The organism is Streptomyces sp. NPDC093260 (assembly GCF_040683715.1).
GTDB classification, from domain to species: domain Bacteria; phylum Actinomycetota; class Actinomycetes; order Streptomycetales; family Streptomycetaceae; genus Streptomyces; species Streptomyces sennicomposti.
This window is the reverse complement of the sequence record NZ_JBFBEK010000009.1, coordinates 71,850-88,572: the sequence shown is the minus strand read 5'-3', so window position 1 is coordinate 88,572 and position 16,723 is coordinate 71,850. Positions and strand designations below refer to the sequence as shown.

Sequence of the window (16,723 nt, the reverse complement as noted above, 5' to 3'; positions counted from 1 at the left end):
ACCCCGTCCCTCCGGGCCGGTACGGCAGTCGCCGTACCGGCCTTTTCGCGTGCCCGGCGGGCCCGGACGGCACCGGCGCGCGGTGGCCGATCAGTAACGATCGTGCTTTCGACAACAGAACTCTTGACGCCCATGGGGCGGCGGGTGAGACTCGCGTCCATCGGTCGGCATTGTCGAACACCTTGCGGCAATACGCGTTAGAGTGTGACAACGCCAGAGGCCGGAATCGCTCTCACCCCTGAGGGCGCCAGACCCCCGGCGGGACCCGGGGTTCGGCTACCCCTGGACGAAGGACAAAGGAGTCGCGGGTGTCCAGCTCCGACATCTTCATCGGCGAGACCATCGGTACCGCCATACTCATCCTGCTCGGCGGCGGCGTCTGCGCCGCCGTCACCCTGAAGGCCTCCAAGGCCCGTAACGCCGGCTGGCTCGCCATCGCCTTCGGGTGGGGTTTCGCCGTGATGACGGCCGTCTACATCTCCAGCCCGCTCTCGGGCGCGCATCTCAACCCCGCCGTGACGGTGGCCCTCGCCATCAAGGACGGCGACTGGACCAATGTGCCGACCTACATCGGCGGCCAGATGCTGGGCGCCCTGATCGGCGCGACGCTGGTCTGGCTGGCCTACTACGGCCAGTTCCAGGCGCACCTGACCGACAAGGAGATCGTCGGCGGCCCAGGCGCGCAGTCGACCTCGGCCAAGGCCGTGGAGGCGCAGGAGCAGGGTGCCGGCCCGGTCCTCGGCATCTTCTCCACCGGCCCGGAGATCCGCAACGTGGTGCAGAACCTCGCCACGGAGATCATCGGCACCGTGGTGCTGATCCTGGCGGTCCTCACCCAGGGCCTGAACGACAGCGGCAACGGCCTCGGCCCCCTCGGCGGTCTGATCACCGCGCTCGTGGTGGTCTCCATCGGCCTGTCCCTGGGCGGCCCCACCGGCTACGCCATCAACCCCGCCCGTGACCTGGGCCCCCGCATCGTGCACGCCCTGCTGCCGCTGCCCAACAAGGGCGGCTCCGACTGGGGCTACGCCTGGATCCCGGTGGTCGGCCCGCTGATCGGCGGCGCCATCGGCGCAGGCATCTACAACATCGCCTTCGCCTGACGAGCACGGCGTCCGCGGCCGAAGGCCCGGACGCCGGCCCCCGCCGCACCGCCGCATCCACCGCACCACAGCCACACGGACCCCAGGAGCAGACAGTGACCGACGCGCACACCGCCGGACCGTTCATCGCCGCGATCGACCAGGGCACCACCTCCAGCCGCTGCATCGTGTTCGACCGGGACGGCCGCATCGTCTCCGTCGACCAGAAGGAGCACGAGCAGATCTTCCCCAAGCCGGGCTGGGTCGAGCATGACGCCACCGAGATCTGGACCAACGTCCAGGAGGTCGTCGCCGGCGCCGTCGAGAAGGCCGGCATCACCCGCGACGACATCAAGGCCATCGGCATCACCAACCAGCGCGAGACGACCGTGCTGTGGGACAAGAACACCGGTGAGCCCGTCCACAACGCCATCGTCTGGCAGGACACCCGCACCGACTCCCTGTGCCGGGAGCTGGGCCGCAACGTCGGCCAGGACCGCTTCCGCCGCGAGACCGGCCTGCCGCTGGCCTCCTACTTCGCCGGCCCCAAGGCCCGCTGGCTGCTCGACAACGTCGAGGGCCTGCGCGAGCGCGCCGAGGCGGGCGACATCCTCTTCGGCACCATGGACACCTGGGTCATCTGGAACCTGACCGGCGGCGTCGACGGCGGCCGGCACGTCACCGACGTCACCAACGCCTCCCGCACCCTCCTGATGAACCTGCACACCATGCAGTGGGACGAGCGCATCGCCGAGTCGATCGGCGTGCCCACGCCGATCCTGCCCGAGATCCGCTCCTCCGCCGAGGTCTACGGCGAGATCAAGGGCGGCCGCCTCGGCGACCTGCTCGGCGGCATCCCGGTCGCCTCCGCGCTCGGCGACCAGCAGGCGGCCCTGTTCGGCCAGACCTGCTTCTCCGAGGGCGAGACCAAGTCGACGTACGGCACCGGCACCTTCATGGTGATGAACACCGGTGACAAGATCATCAACTCCTACAGCGGGCTGCTGACCACCGTCGGCTACCAGATCGGCGACCAGAAGCCGGTCTACGCCCTGGAGGGCTCGATCGCCGTCACCGGCTCGCTGGTGCAGTGGATGCGCGACCAGATGGGCCTCATCTCCACCGCCGCCGAGATCGAGACGCTCGCGCTCTCGGTCGAGGACAACGGCGGCGCCTACTTCGTGCCGGCCTTCTCCGGCCTGTTCGCCCCGTACTGGCGCTCCGACGCCCGCGGTGTGATCGCCGGCCTGACCCGGTACGTCACCAAGGCGCACCTCGCGCGCGCCGTCCTGGAGGCCACCGCCTGGCAGACGCGGGAGATCGCCGACGCCATGACCAAGGACTCCGGGGTGGAGCTGACCGCCCTCAAGGTCGACGGCGGCATGACCTCCAACAACCTGCTGATGCAGACGCTCTCGGACTTCCTGGACGCCCCCGTGGTGCGCCCGATGGTCGCCGAGACCACCTGTCTCGGCGCCGCCTACGCCGCCGGTCTCGCCGTCGGCTTCTGGGCCTCCACCGACGATCTGCGCCAGAACTGGCGCCGGGCCGCCGAATGGACCCCCCGCATGGACGCGGACACCCGCGACCGTGAGTACAAGAACTGGCTCAAGGCCGTCGAGCGGACCATGGGCTGGATCGAGGACGAGGAGTAAGAAACCGCAATGACCAGTCAGTCCACCCTGCAGTCCGTGCCTGCCCTGGGGACGCACCCGGCCTCCGGCTCCAACCCGAGCCGTGCCGAGACCCGGGAGCAGCTCTCCAAGGCGACGTACGACCTCCTCGTGATCGGCGGCGGCATCCTGGGCATCTCCACCGCCTGGCACGCCGCGCAGTCCGGCCTCAGGGTGGCCCTGGTCGACGCCGGCGACTTCGCCGGCGCCACCTCCTCCGCCTCCTCCAAGCTCCTGCACGGCGGTCTGCGCTACCTGCAGACCGGCGCGGTGAAGCTGGTGGCGGAGAACCACTTCGAGCGCCGTGCGGTCTCCCGCCAGGTGGCCCCCCACCTGGCGAACCCGCTCACCTTCTACCTCCCCGTGTACAAGGGCGGGCCGCACGGCGCGGCGAAGCTCGGGGCGGGCGTGTTCGCCTACTCCGCACTCTCCGCGTTCGGCGACGGCGTGGGCCACCTGCTCTCCCCCGCCAAGGCGGCGCGGGACGTGCCCGAGCTGCGCACCGAGAACCTCAGGGCCGTGGCCGTCTACGGCGACGACCAGATGAACGACGCGCGCATGGCGCTGATGACGGTCCGCGCGGCCGTCGAGGCGGGCGCGGTCGTCCTCAACCACGCCGAGGTGAGCGGACTGCGGTTCACCAAGGGCCGGGTGACCGGCGCGGAGCTGCGCGACCGCCTCTCCGGCGACGAGTTCGGCGTGAACGCCCGCCTGGTGCTGAACGCCACCGGCCCTTGGGTGGACCACCTGCGCCGCATGGAGGACCCGGACGCCGCGCCGTCCATCCGCCTGTCCAAGGGCGCGCACCTGGTCCTGAAGCGGACCGCGCCGTGGAAGGCCGCGCTGGCCACGCCGATCGACAAGTACCGCATCACCTTCGCCCTCCCCTGGGAGGACATGCTGCTGCTCGGCACCACCGACGAGGAGTACGAGGGCGACCCGGCGGACGTGTCCGTCAACGACAAGGACATAGCCCAGATCCTGGACGAGGCCGCGTTCTCCGTCCGGGACCAGCAGCTCCAGCGGGAGCTGATCACCTACGCCTTCGCCGGTCTGCGGGTGCTGCCGGGCGGTCCCGGCGACACCGCCAAGGCCAAGCGCGAGACGGTGGTGACCGAGGGCAGGGGCGGGATGCTGTCCGTGGCGGGCGGCAAGTGGACCACCTTCCGGCACATCGGCCGCACGGTGATGAGGAAGCTGGAGGAGCTGCCCGGCCACCCGCTCGGCGACGACTTCGAGCCGATCTCGACGCTGCCGAAGAAGCTGCCGCTGCCGGGCATCGCCAACCCGCGCGCGGTCGCCCACCGGCTGCTGGTGGACCGCCCGGCGCCCGGCCCGCGGATGGCCCCGGACACCGCCCGGCACCTGGCCACGCACTACGGCTCGCTGGCCTTCGACATCGCCCGGCTGGCGAACGAGAACCCGGAGCTGGGCGAGCGGGTCCACCCCGACGCCCCGGAGATCTGGGCGCAGGTCGTCTGGGCCCGCGACCACGAGTGGGCCGAGACGGCGGACGACGTGCTGCGCCGCCGTACGACGCTGACGATCCGCGGTCTGGCCACGGACGAGGTCCGGGCGAAGGTGCAGGGGCTGCTCGACGGCAAGTGACCGCCGGGTGACCCCGGTCACCGGTACGGGGCCGGCGCCCTCCGCAGGGGGAGCCGGCCCTCCGGCGCGCCCGCGTGCGCCGCGTCCCGCTCGCTCGGGCCGCCTCACGGCGCGTCAGCCGCCCTGGTCACGGGGCTGCTCGGGCCGGTCCGGCGCGTGGCGACGGAGCGGGGCCGCGGGGTGACGGAGGGTCAGCCGCCTCCGGCCCGGGGGCCGTGGCGACCGGAAGGTCCGGGATCGGCGATCATGGGTGTTCGGGTGGCCCGTACGGGTAGTGATGCGTTCACTCCCCCGTGCACGGGGGCTGCGGGCGCCCCCGCCGAACGCCGTAAGGTTGGTGGGTCAGGCGAGGGCACGTCGGAAGGAGGCGCTGGGTGATCGAGCTCGAGGGGGTTCCCGAGCTGATCGACCCGGTCATGGTGGCCGCGTTCGAGGGCTGGAACGATGCCGGCGACGCCGCTTCGACCGCGGTCGCGCACCTGGAGCGGGAGTGGAAGGGCGAGGTGTTCGCGGCGCTGGACGCCGAGGACTACTACGACTTCCAGGTCAACCGCCCCACGGTGTTCATGGACGGCGGCGTGCGCAAGATCACCTGGCCGACGACGCGGCTCTCCGTCGTCCGGGTCGGCGGCGACAAACCCCGTGACCTGGTGCTGGTGCGCGGGATCGAACCGTCCATGCGCTGGCGCTCGTTCTGCAACGAGCTGCTGGGCTTCGCGCACGAACTCGGGGTGGAGCTGGTGGTGGTCCTGGGCGCCCTGCTCGGCGACACCCCGCACACGCGTCCGGTCCCGATCAGCGGGACCACCTCGGACGCGGACCTGGCCCGCCGGATGGACCTGGAGGAGACCAAGTACGAGGGTCCCACCGGCATCGTGGGCGTCCTGCAGGAGGCGTGCGCGCACGCCGGCGTCCCGGCGGTCTCCCTGTGGGCGGCCGTGCCGCACTACGTCTCGCAGCCGCCCAACCCGAAGGCCACGCTGGCCCTGCTCAACCGGCTGGAGGACCTGCTCGACCTGCGCATCCCGCTGGGTGAGCTGCCGGAGGACGCGCGGGCCTGGCAGGTGGGCGTGGACCAGCTGGCCGCCGAGGACAGCGAGGTCGCCGAGTACGTGCAGACGCTGGAGGAGGCCCGGGACACCGCCGAGCTGCCGGAGGCGTCGGGCGAGGCCATCGCCCGCGAGTTCGAGCGGTATCTGCGGCGCCGGGACGGCGGCGGCCCCGCGTCGGGCGGCCACGCCACGGCGGACGGCGGCGACGGCTCGTACCTGCGCGACAGCCCCGGCGGCGGCCGCACCCGGCCGCCGATGCCGCCGAAGCCGGAGCCGGGGCCGGGATCGCAGCCGGAGCCGGACCAACGGTCCGGACCGGACCCGCGGCCGGGCGCCGGTCCGCGCCCGGAGAGCGATGCGGCGCCGGGCGACGAGGACTCGTCCGAGGACTGAGCCGGCAGCAGGGAGGGGCGGGGCGCTCGTGAGCGCCCCGCCCCTCCCTGCTGTGGCGGCCCACCACGCGGGCGGGCCGCCGGACCGTCAGAGCGCCACGCCGAGCAGGGCGTCCACGGCGCGCGACACCAGACCGGGCGCGCCCGTGTCCGTGCCGCCCCGCTCCTCCTGGAGCGCCGCCCAGCCGTCGACCGCGGCGAGCGCGGCCGGGGCGTCGAGGTCCTCGGCGAGGGCGTCGCGGATCTCCTCGACCAGCTTGTCGGCGGCCGGCCCGTCGGGGCGCGAGACGGCCGCGCGCCAGCGGCCGAGCCGGGCGACGGCGTCCTGGAGCACCTGGTCGGTCCACTCCCAGTCGGAGCGGTAGTGGTGGGCGAGCAGCGCCAGCCGGATCGCCGCCGGGTCCACGCCGTCGCGCCGCAGCCGGGAGACGAAGACGAGGTTGCCCTTGGACTTGGACATCTTCTCGCCGTCGAGGGCGACCATGCCGGCGTGGACGTAGGCCTTGGCCATGGGGAACTCGCCGGTGAGCACCTGGGCGTGCGAGGCGCCCATCTCGTGGTGCGGGAAGGCGAGGTCGGAGCCGCCGCCCTGGACGTCGAAGCCCATCCCGAGGTGGTCGAGGGCGATGGCCACGCACTCGATGTGCCAGCCGGGCCGGCCCGGTCCGAGCGAGCCGCCGTCCCAGCTGGGCTCGCCCTCGCGGGCGGCCATCCACAGCATCGGGTCGAGCGGGTTCTTCTTGCCGGGCCGGTCGGGGTCGCCGCCGCGCTCGGCCGACAGCAGCCGCATCGCGGCGGCGTCGAGGCGGGAGACCGAGCCGAAGCGCGGGTCGGACTCGACGGAGAAGTACACGTCCCCGTCCAGCTCGTACGCCGCTCCCAGCTCGCGCAGCCGCTCCACCAGCGGAACGATGCCGGGTATCGCCTCCACGGCGCCTATGTAGTGCCGGGGCGGCAGCATCCGCAGGGCGGTCATGTCCTCGCGGAACAGGGCCGTCTCCCGCTCGGCCAGCGCGACCCAGTCGAGGTCGTCGCGCTGCGCCCGCTCCAGCAGCGGATCGTCGACGTCGGTCACGTTCTGGACGTAGTGGACCTGCCGCTTGGTGTCGAGCCACACGCGCTGCACGAGGTCGAACGCGTTGTAGGTCGCCGCGTGACCCATGTGGGTCGCGTCGTACGGCGTGATGCCGCAGACGTAGATACGGGCGACGGGACCGGGGGTGAGGGTGACCAGTCCGCCGGTCGCGGTGTCGTGGATCCTCAGGTCGCGACCCTGACCAGGCAGGGCGGGGACCTCGGAAGCGGGCCAGGCATGCATGTCATGAGCGTAACCGGACCGCGGTCCCGTCAACGAACCGGACCGTGCCATATGGCCGGATAGGCGCTCTTGCCGGTTTCCCGCGCGTGTGCAGCCCCTGCCGGAGCGGCTCCCAGCCGGGTGCGCGGCTCGTGGGGACCCGCGTGTGCGGTTCCTCGGGGCCGGCCCGGCCGAAGGGGTGCGGGCACTTCCGGCGGCCCGGGCCGGCGGATGCGGCGCTCCCGGCGGGGCGGCGCCCGGCCGCTACACCGGCGGCCAGGGGATCGCCGGCCACTCGCCGCTCGGCTCGGGATGGACGCCGGAAGCGAGCAGGGCGTCCACCCGCGCGCGCGTGGCGTCCGTCTCGGCCGGGGTGATCAGCCCGGTCAGGCGGGCGGCGAGGGAGCCGCCCTCGCCGAGGGCGTCCCGCAGTCCCTTCAGGACGCCGAGCGCCTCAGCGGGCAGCGGCTCGCCGGCCCAGCCCCACAGCAGCGTGCGCAGTTTGTTCTCGACGTTGAAGGTGACGCCGTGGTCGATGCCGTACAGCCGGCCGTCCGCCGTGGGCAGCAGATGGCCGCCCTTGCGGTCGGCGTTGTTGAGCACCGCGTCCAGCACGGCGAGCCGGCGCAGCCGTGCGTCGTCGGCGTGCACCAGCAGCGCGGTGCGGTCCTCGTCGACCTCGGCGAAGCCGATGGCCCTCCAGCCGGGCCCGGGCTCCTCGGCGTCGATCAGGGCGAGCAGTGCGGCCTCCGGGTCGGCGTCGATCCACAGCTGGACCATGCCCTCGCCGTAGGGGCCGTCGCGCAGCACGGTGGGCGGCACCAGGCCCCAGCCGGTCGCCTCGGAGACCTCGTAGGCGGCCACCTCGCGCCCGGCGAGGGTGCCGTCGGGGAAGTCCCACAGCGGGCGCTCCCCGGCGACGGGCTTGTAGACGCAGGACGCCTCCCGGCCGTCGCGGGCGACCGTGCAGAACAGCGCCGCGTTGGAGGCCTCGCGGATGCGGCCGCGTACGGTCAGCTCACCGTGGGCGAGCAGCTCGACGCGGGCCGCGTCGGACGCCGTGCCCGGCGTCACGCTCCGCGGCGGTATCCGTTCTGTCGCGGACATACGTGTCCTTCCGGGTCCAGGGGCAGGCTGCACAGCGGGCACGGCGGCCGCCCGGCGTTGACGACGTCGAGGGCGCGTTTGGCGAAGGCCCGCGCCTGCGTGCCGGTGAGCCGGACCCGCAGCATCGGGGGTCCGTTCTCCTCGTCCTGGAGCAGCCGCTCCTCGGCCTCGGCGAGGTCCTCCTCGGTGTCGGCGTCGAGCTCGACCAGGGCCTGCGCCTCGACGATCATGCGCTGCTCCTCGCCGTCCCAGGCGAGCGCCATGGTGCCGACCCGGAACTCCTCCTCGACGGGTGTCTCCAGCGGGGCGGTGTCGGCGATCTCGGCGGGGGCCATGGCGGGCACGGGGGCGTTGCCGCCACTGCGCCGCACCACTTCGTCGAGCAGTTCGTCCATGCGCTCGGCGAGCGCGGCGACCTGCGTCTTCTCCAGGGCCACGCTGGTCACCCGGGAGCCGGCGGTGGCCTGGAGGAAGAACGTACGGCGTCCGGGCAGTCCGACCGTACCGGCCACGAAGCGGTCCGGGGGGTCGTAGAGGAACACCTGACGGGACACGTCCTGTCTCCATGGGATCGGGGGGAACGACTGGATGGGCGGGGGGCTGGGGTGCTGCCGAGGGAGGTCGGCGGCGACCGCTTCACCCTACTGCGGCCGACGATCACGGCGCGCCCGCGCCGCCCCCGACCGGTGCGTCGCCGTCCGCGGACTCCTCGCGGGGCGCCAGGGAGGCGAAGTCGCCGGTGTCGCCGAGCCGCACCAGGAAGGGGCGCAGCCGGGTGTAGCGGATCGCGGTGACGGAGCAGGGCTCGACGGAGATCCGCTGGAAGAGGTCGAGGTGCAGGCCGAGCGCGTCGGCGACGAGGGACTTGATGATGTCGCCGTGCGAACACATCAGGTAGACCGCGTCGGGGCCGTGGTCCCGCTCCACGCGCGCGTTCCACTCGCGCACCGCCTCGGCGGCGCGGTGCTGCATCGCGCGCATGGACTCGCCGCCGGGGAAGGCCGCCGCCGTGGGGTGCGCCTGCACCACCTCCATCAGCGGCTCGTCCTTGAGTTCGGCGAGCTTGCGGCCGGACCAGTCGCCGTAGTGGCACTCCCCGATGCGTTCGTCGGTGTGCGCGCTCAGCTCGGGCCGTGCGTCCAGGAGTGGCTGTACGGTCTCCTGGCAGCGCCGCAGCGGGCTGGTGACGACCTCGGCGATCGACAGGCCGGCGAGCCGGCCGGGCAGTGCGGCGGCCTGCGCGGCGCCGCGCTCGTCGAGGGCGACGCCGGGGGTCCAGCCGGCGAGCAGTCCCTCCGTGTTGGCGGTGGAGCGTCCGTGCCTGACGAGGATCAACGTGGGCATGCGGCCAGGGTAGGCGTACCGGTGACTCCGGCGTGGGCCGGGTGAGAGGAGAACACGCTCCGTGATCGTGGACTGTGGTATCTACCGCGACGGGCGCCGCACGGAGGGCCCGGAGGACTTCTCCGACGCCCTGGACCAGGCACGGGCGGCCGGCGGGTTCGTGTGGGTGGGCCTGCACGAGCCGAGCGAGGAGGAGTTCGCGCTGGTCAGCGAGGAGTTCGCGCTGCACGCGCTGGCGGTCGAGGATGCCCTGAAGGCTCACCAGCGGCCCAAGCTGGAGGTCTACGACGACTCGCTGTTCGTGGTCCTCAAGCCGGTGGTGTACGAGCCGCACAGCGACACCGTCTCGACCGGCGAGATCATGATCTTCCTGGGCGACTCGTTCGTGGTGACGGTCCGGCACGGCGAGGGCGACGGGCTGACCGCCGTCCGGCACCGCCTGGAGCAGGAGCCGGAGATGCTGGGCAAGGGCCCGACCGCCGTGCTCTACGCCATCGCCGACACGGTCGTCGACCACTATCTGGACGTGGCGACCGAACTCCAGACCGACCTGGAGGAGCTGGAGGCGGAGGTCTTCTCGCCGGAGCGGGGCGGCTCGCGCAACACCGCCTCGCGGATCTACAACTTCAAGCGCCAGATCACCGAGTTCAGACGTGCGACGGGTCCGCTGGCGCTGCCGATGTCCCGCCTCGGCGGCACCGGCCAGAGCGCCTTCGCGACGGCGGTGCCGTTCGTGGACGACAAGGCCCGGCCCTTCTTCCGGGACGTCAGCGACCATCTGACCCGCGTCAACGAGTCCGTGGAGAGCCTGGACCGGCTGGTCTCGGACATCCTGTCCGCGCACCTGGCCCAGACCGGGGTCCAGCAGAACGACGACATGCGCAAGATCTCCGCGTGGGCGGCGATGGCCGCCATACCGACGATGCTCGCCGGCATCTACGGGATGAACTTCGAGCACATGCCCGAGCTGCACTGGGTGTGGGCGTATCCGGCGGTGATCGGTCTGATGGCGGTGCTGGAAGTGGTGCTGTACCGGACGTTCAAGCAGCGCGGGTGGCTGTAAGGGCCGGGGCGGCCGCCGTGCGGCTGAGAGGGTTCGGCGGGCCGTGGCGGCCGTGCGGGGCAGGCTCAGACGGCGGGCTCAGGGGCCGGTACGGGCGGGCTGCCGAGGGGGTCGCGGCGCTCCGGCATCGCCAGGGACGTCATCCGGCGCCAGCCGGTCAGCCGTTCGTAGCGGTGCACGGCGTGGATGCCGGCCGCGAGCAACGCCGAGCGAGCCGGCGACCAGCCGAGGATGCGGCCCATCCGGGCCGTGACGGCGAGGCTGACGTCGCGGTGGACGCCGATCTCGGCGAGCGCGCAGGCACGCAGCGTCCGCTGGATGGCGCGGCCGTGCCCGGCGGCGGCCAGCCGTAGCAGTTCCTCGTGGCAGTAGGCGAGGTGGGCGTCCTCGTCGGCGGCGATCATCCGCACCGCCCGGCCCAGTTCGGGATGGTCGCCGAAGTGCCGGCACAGCAGGGCCATCTGCTCGGCGGCGCGCTGCTCGGTGACCCTGCTGTGGGCGAGGTAGACGATGATGTCGTGCACGGTGAGGGGCCGGTCGGACTCCAGCCGCTGGTGGGCGAGACCGATGCCGCGCCGTTCCAGGAGCATCGTGTAGTCGGCCTCGGGCGGCACCGGGACCGGGTCCAGGCCGCGTCGGCGCAGCAGGGCGCGGAAGATCCGGCCGTGCTTGTCCTCGTCCGCGCCGTGGCGGGCGATCCTCGGCGCGAGGTCGCGGCACTCGGGGGGCGCGAGGGCGGCGATCCGCCCGTTCTCCCAGCCGCCCTGGGCCTCTCCGCCGGCCGCGATCGAGCAGAACAGCCGGAAGGACTCGTCGTGGTCGAGGATCTCCTGGTACAGGCTCCCGGGTGAGAGCATCGTGCCACCTTCCCGCCGCACCGCCGGCCGTCGCGCAGGACGAGTCAAATGCGGGCGCGGGGGCGCCGCAACAGCGGGCGGGGCCCGCTCGGCCGAACGGCGCAGCGGTTGCCCGCCGCGCGCCCGTAACCGGGCGGGGCGGGGGGCGTTGTTCCCGGTGACGGCGGCCGTGGCGGGGAAGTCCCCCGAGCCCCCACCACGGCCGCGAGAACCCGAGGCGGCCTCGTTCCGCGCCGCGTACACTCCCCCGCGCCGGTGACACCGCGCCCTCCGAGGCTCTGCGGCCCCGCCGGGCGCCGTGGTGGTGCCGCGCGCCTCAGGCCAGACCGGCGCGCTCCAGGGCCTCGGTGCCGGCGCGGAGGGCGGCGACCCGCTCGTCCAGCGTGAAACCGGCGGGGGCGAGGGTCAGCGTGGTGACGCCGGCCGCGGCGTAGGCCTTCATCCGGTCGGCGATCCGGTCGACGGAGCCGAGCAGGGTCGTCCGGTCGATCAGGTCGTGCGGAACGGCGGCCGCGGCGCCCTGCTTGTCGCCGGACAGGTACTTCTCCTGGATCTCGGCGGCCTCCTGCTCGTACCCCATGCGCTGGGCCAGCCGGTTGTAGAAGTTCTGCTGCCGGCTGCCCATACCGCCGACGTAGAGCGCCGTGTAGGGGCGGAAGGTGTCGGCGAGCGCGGCCACGTCCCCGTCCTCGCCGAGGGCGAGCGGCACGGTCGGGCAGACGTCGAAGCCGTCCATCGTCAGGCCCGCCTTCTCGCGGCCGGCCCGCAGCGGCTTGATCGCGGTCTCCTCCAGGTGCTCGGCTGAGGGGAAGATCAGCAGCGCGCCGTCGGCGATCTCGCCGGTCTGCTCCAGGTTCTTCGGGCCGATGGCGGCGATGTAGAGCGGGATGTGCTCGCGCTGCGGGTGCACGGTCAGCTTGATCGGCTTGCCGGGACCTCCGGGCAGCGGCAGCGTCCAGTGCTCGCCCTCGTACGTCAGCCGCTCGCGGGACATGGCCTTGCGGACGATCTCGACGTATTCGCGGGTGCGGGCCAGCGGCTTGTCGAACCTGACGCCGTACCAGCCCTCGGACACCTGCGGCCCCGAGACGCCGAGGCCGAGGCGGAACCGGCCGCCGGACAGCGAGTCGAGCGTGGCGGCGGTCATCGCCGCCATCGCGGGCTGGCGGGCCGGGATCTGGAAGATGGCCGAGCCGACGTCGATGCGTTCGGTCTGCGCGGCCACCCACGAGAGCACGGTGGCCGCGTCCGAACCGTAGGCCTCGGCGGCCCAGCACACGGAGTATCCGAGCCGGTCCGCCTCCTGGGCGACGGCCAGGTTGTCCGCGTCCATCCCGGAGCCCCAGTAGCCGAGATTGATCCCGAGCCGCATGCCGCATCCCCTTACCGCTGAGTAACGTTCCTGTCGCGGGAGACAGTAGCGCGGGGCGGCTCGGATGCGGCAGACCGCGTGGGTGTGACAGCCGCCTCGCGCGGCGGTCGGGGGCCTCGCGGGGCTGGTCCACGGGGGCGGGACGAGGTTGTCCACAGGGGCGCGAGCGGGTTGTCCACAGGGTGGCCCGCGCCTGCCCCCTGGCCAGTAATCTCGGCGTCCATGGAGCAGAGGCATCTCGGCCGTACCGGCCTGCGCGTGTCCCGCATCGGGCTCGGCACCCTGACCTGGGGCCGGGACACCGACGAGCACGACGCCGCGGACATGCTGAAGGCGTTCTGGGAGGCGGGCGGCACCCTCGTCGACACGGCGGACGTGTACGGCGACGGGGAGGCCGAGTACCTGCTCGGGCGGCTCATGGACGGCCTGGTGCCCCGCCGTGACCTGGTCGTCTCCACCAAGGCGGGCAGCGTCCCCGACCCGGACCGCCGTTTCGACGGCTCCCGCGGCCATCTGCTGGCGGCCCTGGACGCCTCGCTCGCCCGCCTCGGCACGGACCACGTCGACGTGTGGCACGTGCACGCGTACGACCCCGGGACGCCGCTGGAGGAGACCTTGCAGGCCCTCGACCTGGCCGTCGGCAGCGGCCGGGTGCGCTACGCGGGGGTCTCCAACTTCTGCGGCTGGCAGCTGGCCAAGGCGGCGACCTGGCAGCTGGCCGCGCCGGGCGCCCGGATTCGGCTGGCGAGCACGCAGATGGAGTACTCCCTGCTGCAGCGGGGCGTCGAGCGGGAGGTGCTGCCGGCGGCGCTCGACCTCGGCGTCGGGCTGCTGCCCTCCTCGCCGCTGGGCCGGGGCGTGCTGACCGGCAAGTACCGCAACGCGACTCCGCCCGACTCGCGGGGCGCCTCGGAGCATCTGGCGCCGTTCGTCGAGCCCTATCTCGACGACACGGCGAGGCGCGTCGTGGACGCGGTGACGACGGCGGCGGACGGGCTGGCGGTGACCCCGCTCCAGGTCGCCCTCGCCTGGGTCCGGGACCGGCCCGGCGTGACCGCGCCCATCATCGGTCCTCGCACGCTCCAGCAGCTCACGGCGGCGTTGTCAGTGGAGGCGCTTAGTCTTCCTGACGAGATCTGCCGGGCTCTCGACGATGTGTCGGCGCCCGTGCACCGCTATCCCGATCACGACTGGAGCACGCTGTGAGCACGGAGCCGGAGACCACGCAGAAGGCCGGGCCGGGGAGCCCGGACCCGGAGGTGGACCCCTCGGCGGCCCGGGACCCGCGGGAGGGCACGCCGGACGAGGGCCGGGTGCCGGGAGACGAGGCGGTGGCCGGGGACGCGACGGAGGGCACGGCCGCGGGCGACGAGACGGTGCACGACGGCGAGGCGGCCGAGGGCGCAGGGGCCGGTTCGGAGGCCGGGGCTCAGGACTCCGGCGCGGCCGCGAACGGTTCGGCGAAGCCGGATTCGAGCCGGGGCTCCGGGGCCGGCGCGGAAGCCTCGGGCGAGGCTTCCGCAGCGGACGTGGAAGACGCAGGCCGGGGCGTTGCCGAAGCGGGCGCGGAAGACTCCGCCGCAGGCTCCGGTGCGGACGCGGGCGAGGGCTCGGACGCGGGCTCCGGTCCCGGGGCGGACGCGGACGCCGGGGGTGCGGCCGGGAAGATGTCCGAGGCGGAGGCCGAGCTGGCGGCGCAGCGGGCCGAGCGGGGGCGGATCGAGCGGCGGAAGGCCGAGAAGAAGGGGCCGGTCGAGAGCGGGGCCAAGCTCAGCGGCCGGGCGGCCGACCTGCTCGCGGCGGTGCGGGCCGTCGAGAGCGGCGAGAAGCCCGCGGCGGCGGTGTTCACGCCGCCCGAGCCGGAGCCCGCGCGGCGCAGGGCGGCCCCCGAGCCGGTCCGGCGGCCGGGCCCCGTGACGGCCGGGGCCGGCGCCGTCCCCGCGGCGCCCGCGCCCGAGACGGTACAGGCCGTGCGTCAGGTGCTGACCGCGGGCGGCGCCCCGGAGTCGCTGGCCCTGCCGGTGGCGACGGCGCTCGGCGAGCGCGCGGCGGACCGGCTGCGCGCCGACCCGTGGCAGTTGCTGCACATCACGGGCGTGCGGCCGGAGCAGGCCGACGGTTTCGCGCGGGCGCTGCTCGGCGCGGAGAGCCGCCCCGACGACGAGCGGCGCGGCCGTGCCTTCACGGTCTGGCTGCTGGAGCAGGCGGCCCTCGCCGGGCACACGTCCCTGGAGGCGCCGGCGTTGACCTCCGCGCTGGCTCTGCGCGGGGTGCCCGACGCGGACGCGGCCCTGCAGAGCGCGCTCGCGGAGGGCGAGGCCCTGGTGTTCCAGGACGCCCTGGAGGATCCGGGCGCACCGGCCCCCGCCCCGGAAGCGGACGGGGACGGGGACGGGGAGGAGACCGGCGAGGAACGGCCGGTACGGGTACTCGTCGGCCTTGAGCGGTACGCGCTCGCCGAGGAGAGCCTGGCCGACGGACTGGCCCGGCTGATCAACTCGGCACCGGGCGAGCACGGCACGGCCGAGGGCTGGGAGCAGGCCGCGGCCGCGGCCCGGGGCTCGGCCGGTGAGTTGATCCGCGCGGTGTCGGGGCACGGCCTGGTGCTGCACACGGGCGGTGAGGCGTCCCGTGCCGAACCGGCCCGGCTGCTGGCGGGGGCACGGGTGCTCGGGCTGCGCGCCTGGGCGGCCACCCACAGTCCCCTGGGCCGGGACGGCTTCACGGAACTGCTCCGCGCGACCGACGCCGGCCAGGGCGCGCCCGACGCGGGGCGCGCACCACGGACGGAAGGCGGCCCCGCGGGTCACGCACGGACCGGGCAGGGAGGGGACGGCGTGCCCGGGGGCGCTCAGAGCCGTGCCGTCGCCACCGTGGCCGGGCTGCTGTCGGGTGCGGAGGGGCCGGGGCGGGACGCCGACGGCGCGCTCGACCTGGACCTCCTCGTCGTGCTCGACGCCCCGCAACTGGACGTGGAGACGGCGGCCCTGCTCGTGGAGTCGCTGCCGGACGGGGCCCGGCTGGTTCTGTCCGGGGACCCGGCGGTGCTGTGGTCGGTGGGACCCGGCCGGGTCTTCGCCGATCTGCTGGCCGCCCGGGTGTGCCCGCACATCGCCTCGCGGCTGCCGGACCCGGGACCGCTGGGCGAGCTGGTCTCCGGCATCGGCGTCGGCGAGCTGACCCAGGTCGCGGCGCCCGGCAAGGAGGTCGTGATCGTCCCGGTGCGCGACGCGGGCGAGGCCGTGCACCGGACGGTGCAGCTCGTCGCGGACTCGGTGCCCCGGGCGATCGGCGTGCCGGCCGAGCAGACGGTGGTGATCACCCCGGGCCATGGCGGCGCGGCGGGCACGCGCGTGCTCAACGCGGCGCTGAAGGAACGGCTCAATCCGGGCCCCGGCCGGTTCGGCGGCTTCGACCCGGGCGACCGGATCGCCTACTCCCCCGTCCCCGGCCGTACGCTGCCGGGCCGGGTGGTGGCGGCCGACGCCGAGGGATTGCACCTGTCGTGCTCGGGCGTCCCCGTGGTCGTGCCGAGGGAGCGGGTGGAGGCCTCCGTGCGGCACGGATGGGCGCTGACGGCGCATCAGGCCGTGGGCGGCCGGTGGCCGGCGGCGGTCGTGGTGCTGCCGGGGGACGCGGCGCAGGCGCTCAGCCGGCCGTGGGTCTACACGGCGTTCAGCCGGGCCGGCCGCCATCTGTCCGTGGTGCATGGGGTGGAGCAGGCGCTGCCGCGGGCCGTGGCCGAGGTGCCGGCCAGACCGCGCACCACCCGGCTGTCCCTCCTGCTCGCCGCACAGGCGGCCCAGGCCGCTCAAGCACGGACCGAGGAGGGGGCCGAGGCGTGACCCGGAGGCCGGGCGCGGCCGGGGGCCGCGC

Annotated in this window: 13 protein-coding genes; 7 read left to right on the top strand and 6 right to left on the bottom strand. The window is 74.0% G+C overall.

Annotated elements, in window-relative coordinates; translation table 11 throughout:
* The first annotated feature begins 308 nt into the window (after window positions 1-308).
* From AB0N63_RS13805 to AB0N63_RS13790, 4 genes are all read left to right on the top strand, one after another.
* Window positions 309-1,103, top strand: a complete 795-nt coding sequence (locus AB0N63_RS13805; RefSeq protein WP_365528362.1) for an MIP/aquaporin family protein — start codon at window positions 309-311, stop codon at window positions 1,101-1,103.
* Window positions 1,104-1,198: 95 nt separating this feature from the next.
* Complete coding sequence (gene glpK, locus AB0N63_RS13800) at window positions 1,199-2,737, top strand: glycerol kinase GlpK (RefSeq protein WP_365528359.1); 1,539 nt, start codon at window positions 1,199-1,201, stop codon at window positions 2,735-2,737.
* A gap of 9 nt (window positions 2,738-2,746) precedes the next feature.
* Complete coding sequence (locus AB0N63_RS13795) at window positions 2,747-4,363, top strand: glycerol-3-phosphate dehydrogenase/oxidase (protein WP_365528357.1); 1,617 nt, start codon at window positions 2,747-2,749, stop codon at window positions 4,361-4,363.
* 374 nt (window positions 4,364-4,737) lie between these two features.
* On the top strand, window positions 4,738-5,808 hold the full coding sequence (locus AB0N63_RS13790) for a PAC2 family protein (RefSeq protein WP_365528354.1): 1,071 nt from the start codon (window positions 4,738-4,740) through the stop codon (window positions 5,806-5,808).
* 87 nt (window positions 5,809-5,895) lie between these two features.
* Here AB0N63_RS13790 and mshC read toward each other — a convergent pair whose 3' ends face one another.
* From mshC to AB0N63_RS13770, 4 genes are all read right to left on the bottom strand, one after another.
* Window positions 5,896-7,125, bottom strand: coding sequence for a cysteine--1-D-myo-inosityl 2-amino-2-deoxy-alpha-D-glucopyranoside ligase (gene mshC / locus AB0N63_RS13785; RefSeq protein WP_365528352.1), 1,230 nt, complete (start codon window positions 7,123-7,125; stop codon window positions 5,896-5,898).
* Window positions 7,126-7,368: 243 nt separating this feature from the next.
* Complete coding sequence (locus tag AB0N63_RS13780; protein WP_365528350.1) at window positions 7,369-8,211, bottom strand: SCO1664 family protein; 843 nt, start codon at window positions 8,209-8,211, stop codon at window positions 7,369-7,371.
* Window positions 8,175-8,765 carry a DUF3090 domain-containing protein gene (locus tag AB0N63_RS13775; protein WP_019986154.1) on the bottom strand — a complete coding sequence of 197 codons (591 nt, stop codon included), beginning with the start codon at window positions 8,763-8,765 and terminating at the stop codon, window positions 8,175-8,177. Before AB0N63_RS13775 ends, AB0N63_RS13780 begins: the two co-directional genes overlap by 37 nt.
* A gap of 103 nt (window positions 8,766-8,868) precedes the next feature.
* A complete protein-coding gene (locus AB0N63_RS13770) occupies window positions 8,869-9,555 on the bottom strand; it encodes a histidine phosphatase family protein (RefSeq protein ID WP_365528347.1) in 687 nt (228 codons plus the stop codon).
* Between the two features lie 61 nt (window positions 9,556-9,616).
* On the opposite strand from AB0N63_RS13770, the gene corA reads away from it, so the two are divergent.
* On the top strand, window positions 9,617-10,618 hold the full coding sequence (gene corA / locus AB0N63_RS13765) for a magnesium/cobalt transporter CorA (RefSeq protein ID WP_365528344.1): 1,002 nt from the start codon (window positions 9,617-9,619) through the stop codon (window positions 10,616-10,618).
* Window positions 10,619-10,683: 65 nt separating this feature from the next.
* Here the strand turns inward: corA and AB0N63_RS13760 are convergent, their stop codons facing one another.
* Entirely contained in the window at window positions 10,684-11,475 is a 792-nt protein-coding gene (locus tag AB0N63_RS13760; RefSeq protein ID WP_365528341.1) for a ferritin-like domain-containing protein, read from the bottom strand.
* Window positions 11,476-11,791: 316 nt separating this feature from the next.
* Entirely contained in the window at window positions 11,792-12,847 is a 1,056-nt protein-coding gene (locus AB0N63_RS13755) for an LLM class F420-dependent oxidoreductase (RefSeq protein ID WP_365528339.1), read from the bottom strand.
* 222 nt (window positions 12,848-13,069) lie between these two features.
* Here AB0N63_RS13755 and AB0N63_RS13750 point away from each other — a divergent pair, with 222 nt between their 5' ends.
* A complete protein-coding gene (locus AB0N63_RS13750) occupies window positions 13,070-14,053 on the top strand; it encodes an aldo/keto reductase (protein WP_365528336.1) in 984 nt (327 codons plus the stop codon).
* A complete protein-coding gene (locus AB0N63_RS13745) occupies window positions 14,050-16,692 on the top strand; it encodes a helix-hairpin-helix domain-containing protein (protein ID WP_365528334.1) in 2,643 nt (880 codons plus the stop codon). The genes AB0N63_RS13750 and AB0N63_RS13745 overlap by 4 nt, the downstream gene beginning before the upstream one ends.
* Window positions 16,693-16,723 lie beyond the last annotated feature (31 nt).

Bases quoted from the DNA above. Each gene is read 5' to 3' on its own strand.
- AB0N63_RS13795 (WP_365528357.1), top strand. From the start codon at position 2,747: ATGACCAGTCAGTCCACCCTGCAGTCCGTGCCTGCCCTGGGGACGCAC.
- mshC (WP_365528352.1), bottom strand. From the start codon at position 7,125: ATGCATGCCTGGCCCGCTTCCGAGGTCCCCGCCCTGCCTGGTCAGGGT.
- AB0N63_RS13780 (WP_365528350.1), bottom strand. From the start codon at position 8,211: ATGTCCGCGACAGAACGGATACCGCCGCGGAGCGTGACGCCGGGCACG.
- AB0N63_RS13770 (WP_365528347.1), bottom strand. From the start codon at position 9,555: ATGCCCACGTTGATCCTCGTCAGGCACGGACGCTCCACCGCCAACACG.
- AB0N63_RS13760 (WP_365528341.1), bottom strand. From the start codon at position 11,475: ATGCTCTCACCCGGGAGCCTGTACCAGGAGATCCTCGACCACGACGAG.
- AB0N63_RS13755 (WP_365528339.1), bottom strand. From the start codon at position 12,847: ATGCGGCTCGGGATCAATCTCGGCTACTGGGGCTCCGGGATGGACGCG.
- AB0N63_RS13750 (WP_365528336.1), top strand. From the start codon at position 13,070: ATGGAGCAGAGGCATCTCGGCCGTACCGGCCTGCGCGTGTCCCGCATC.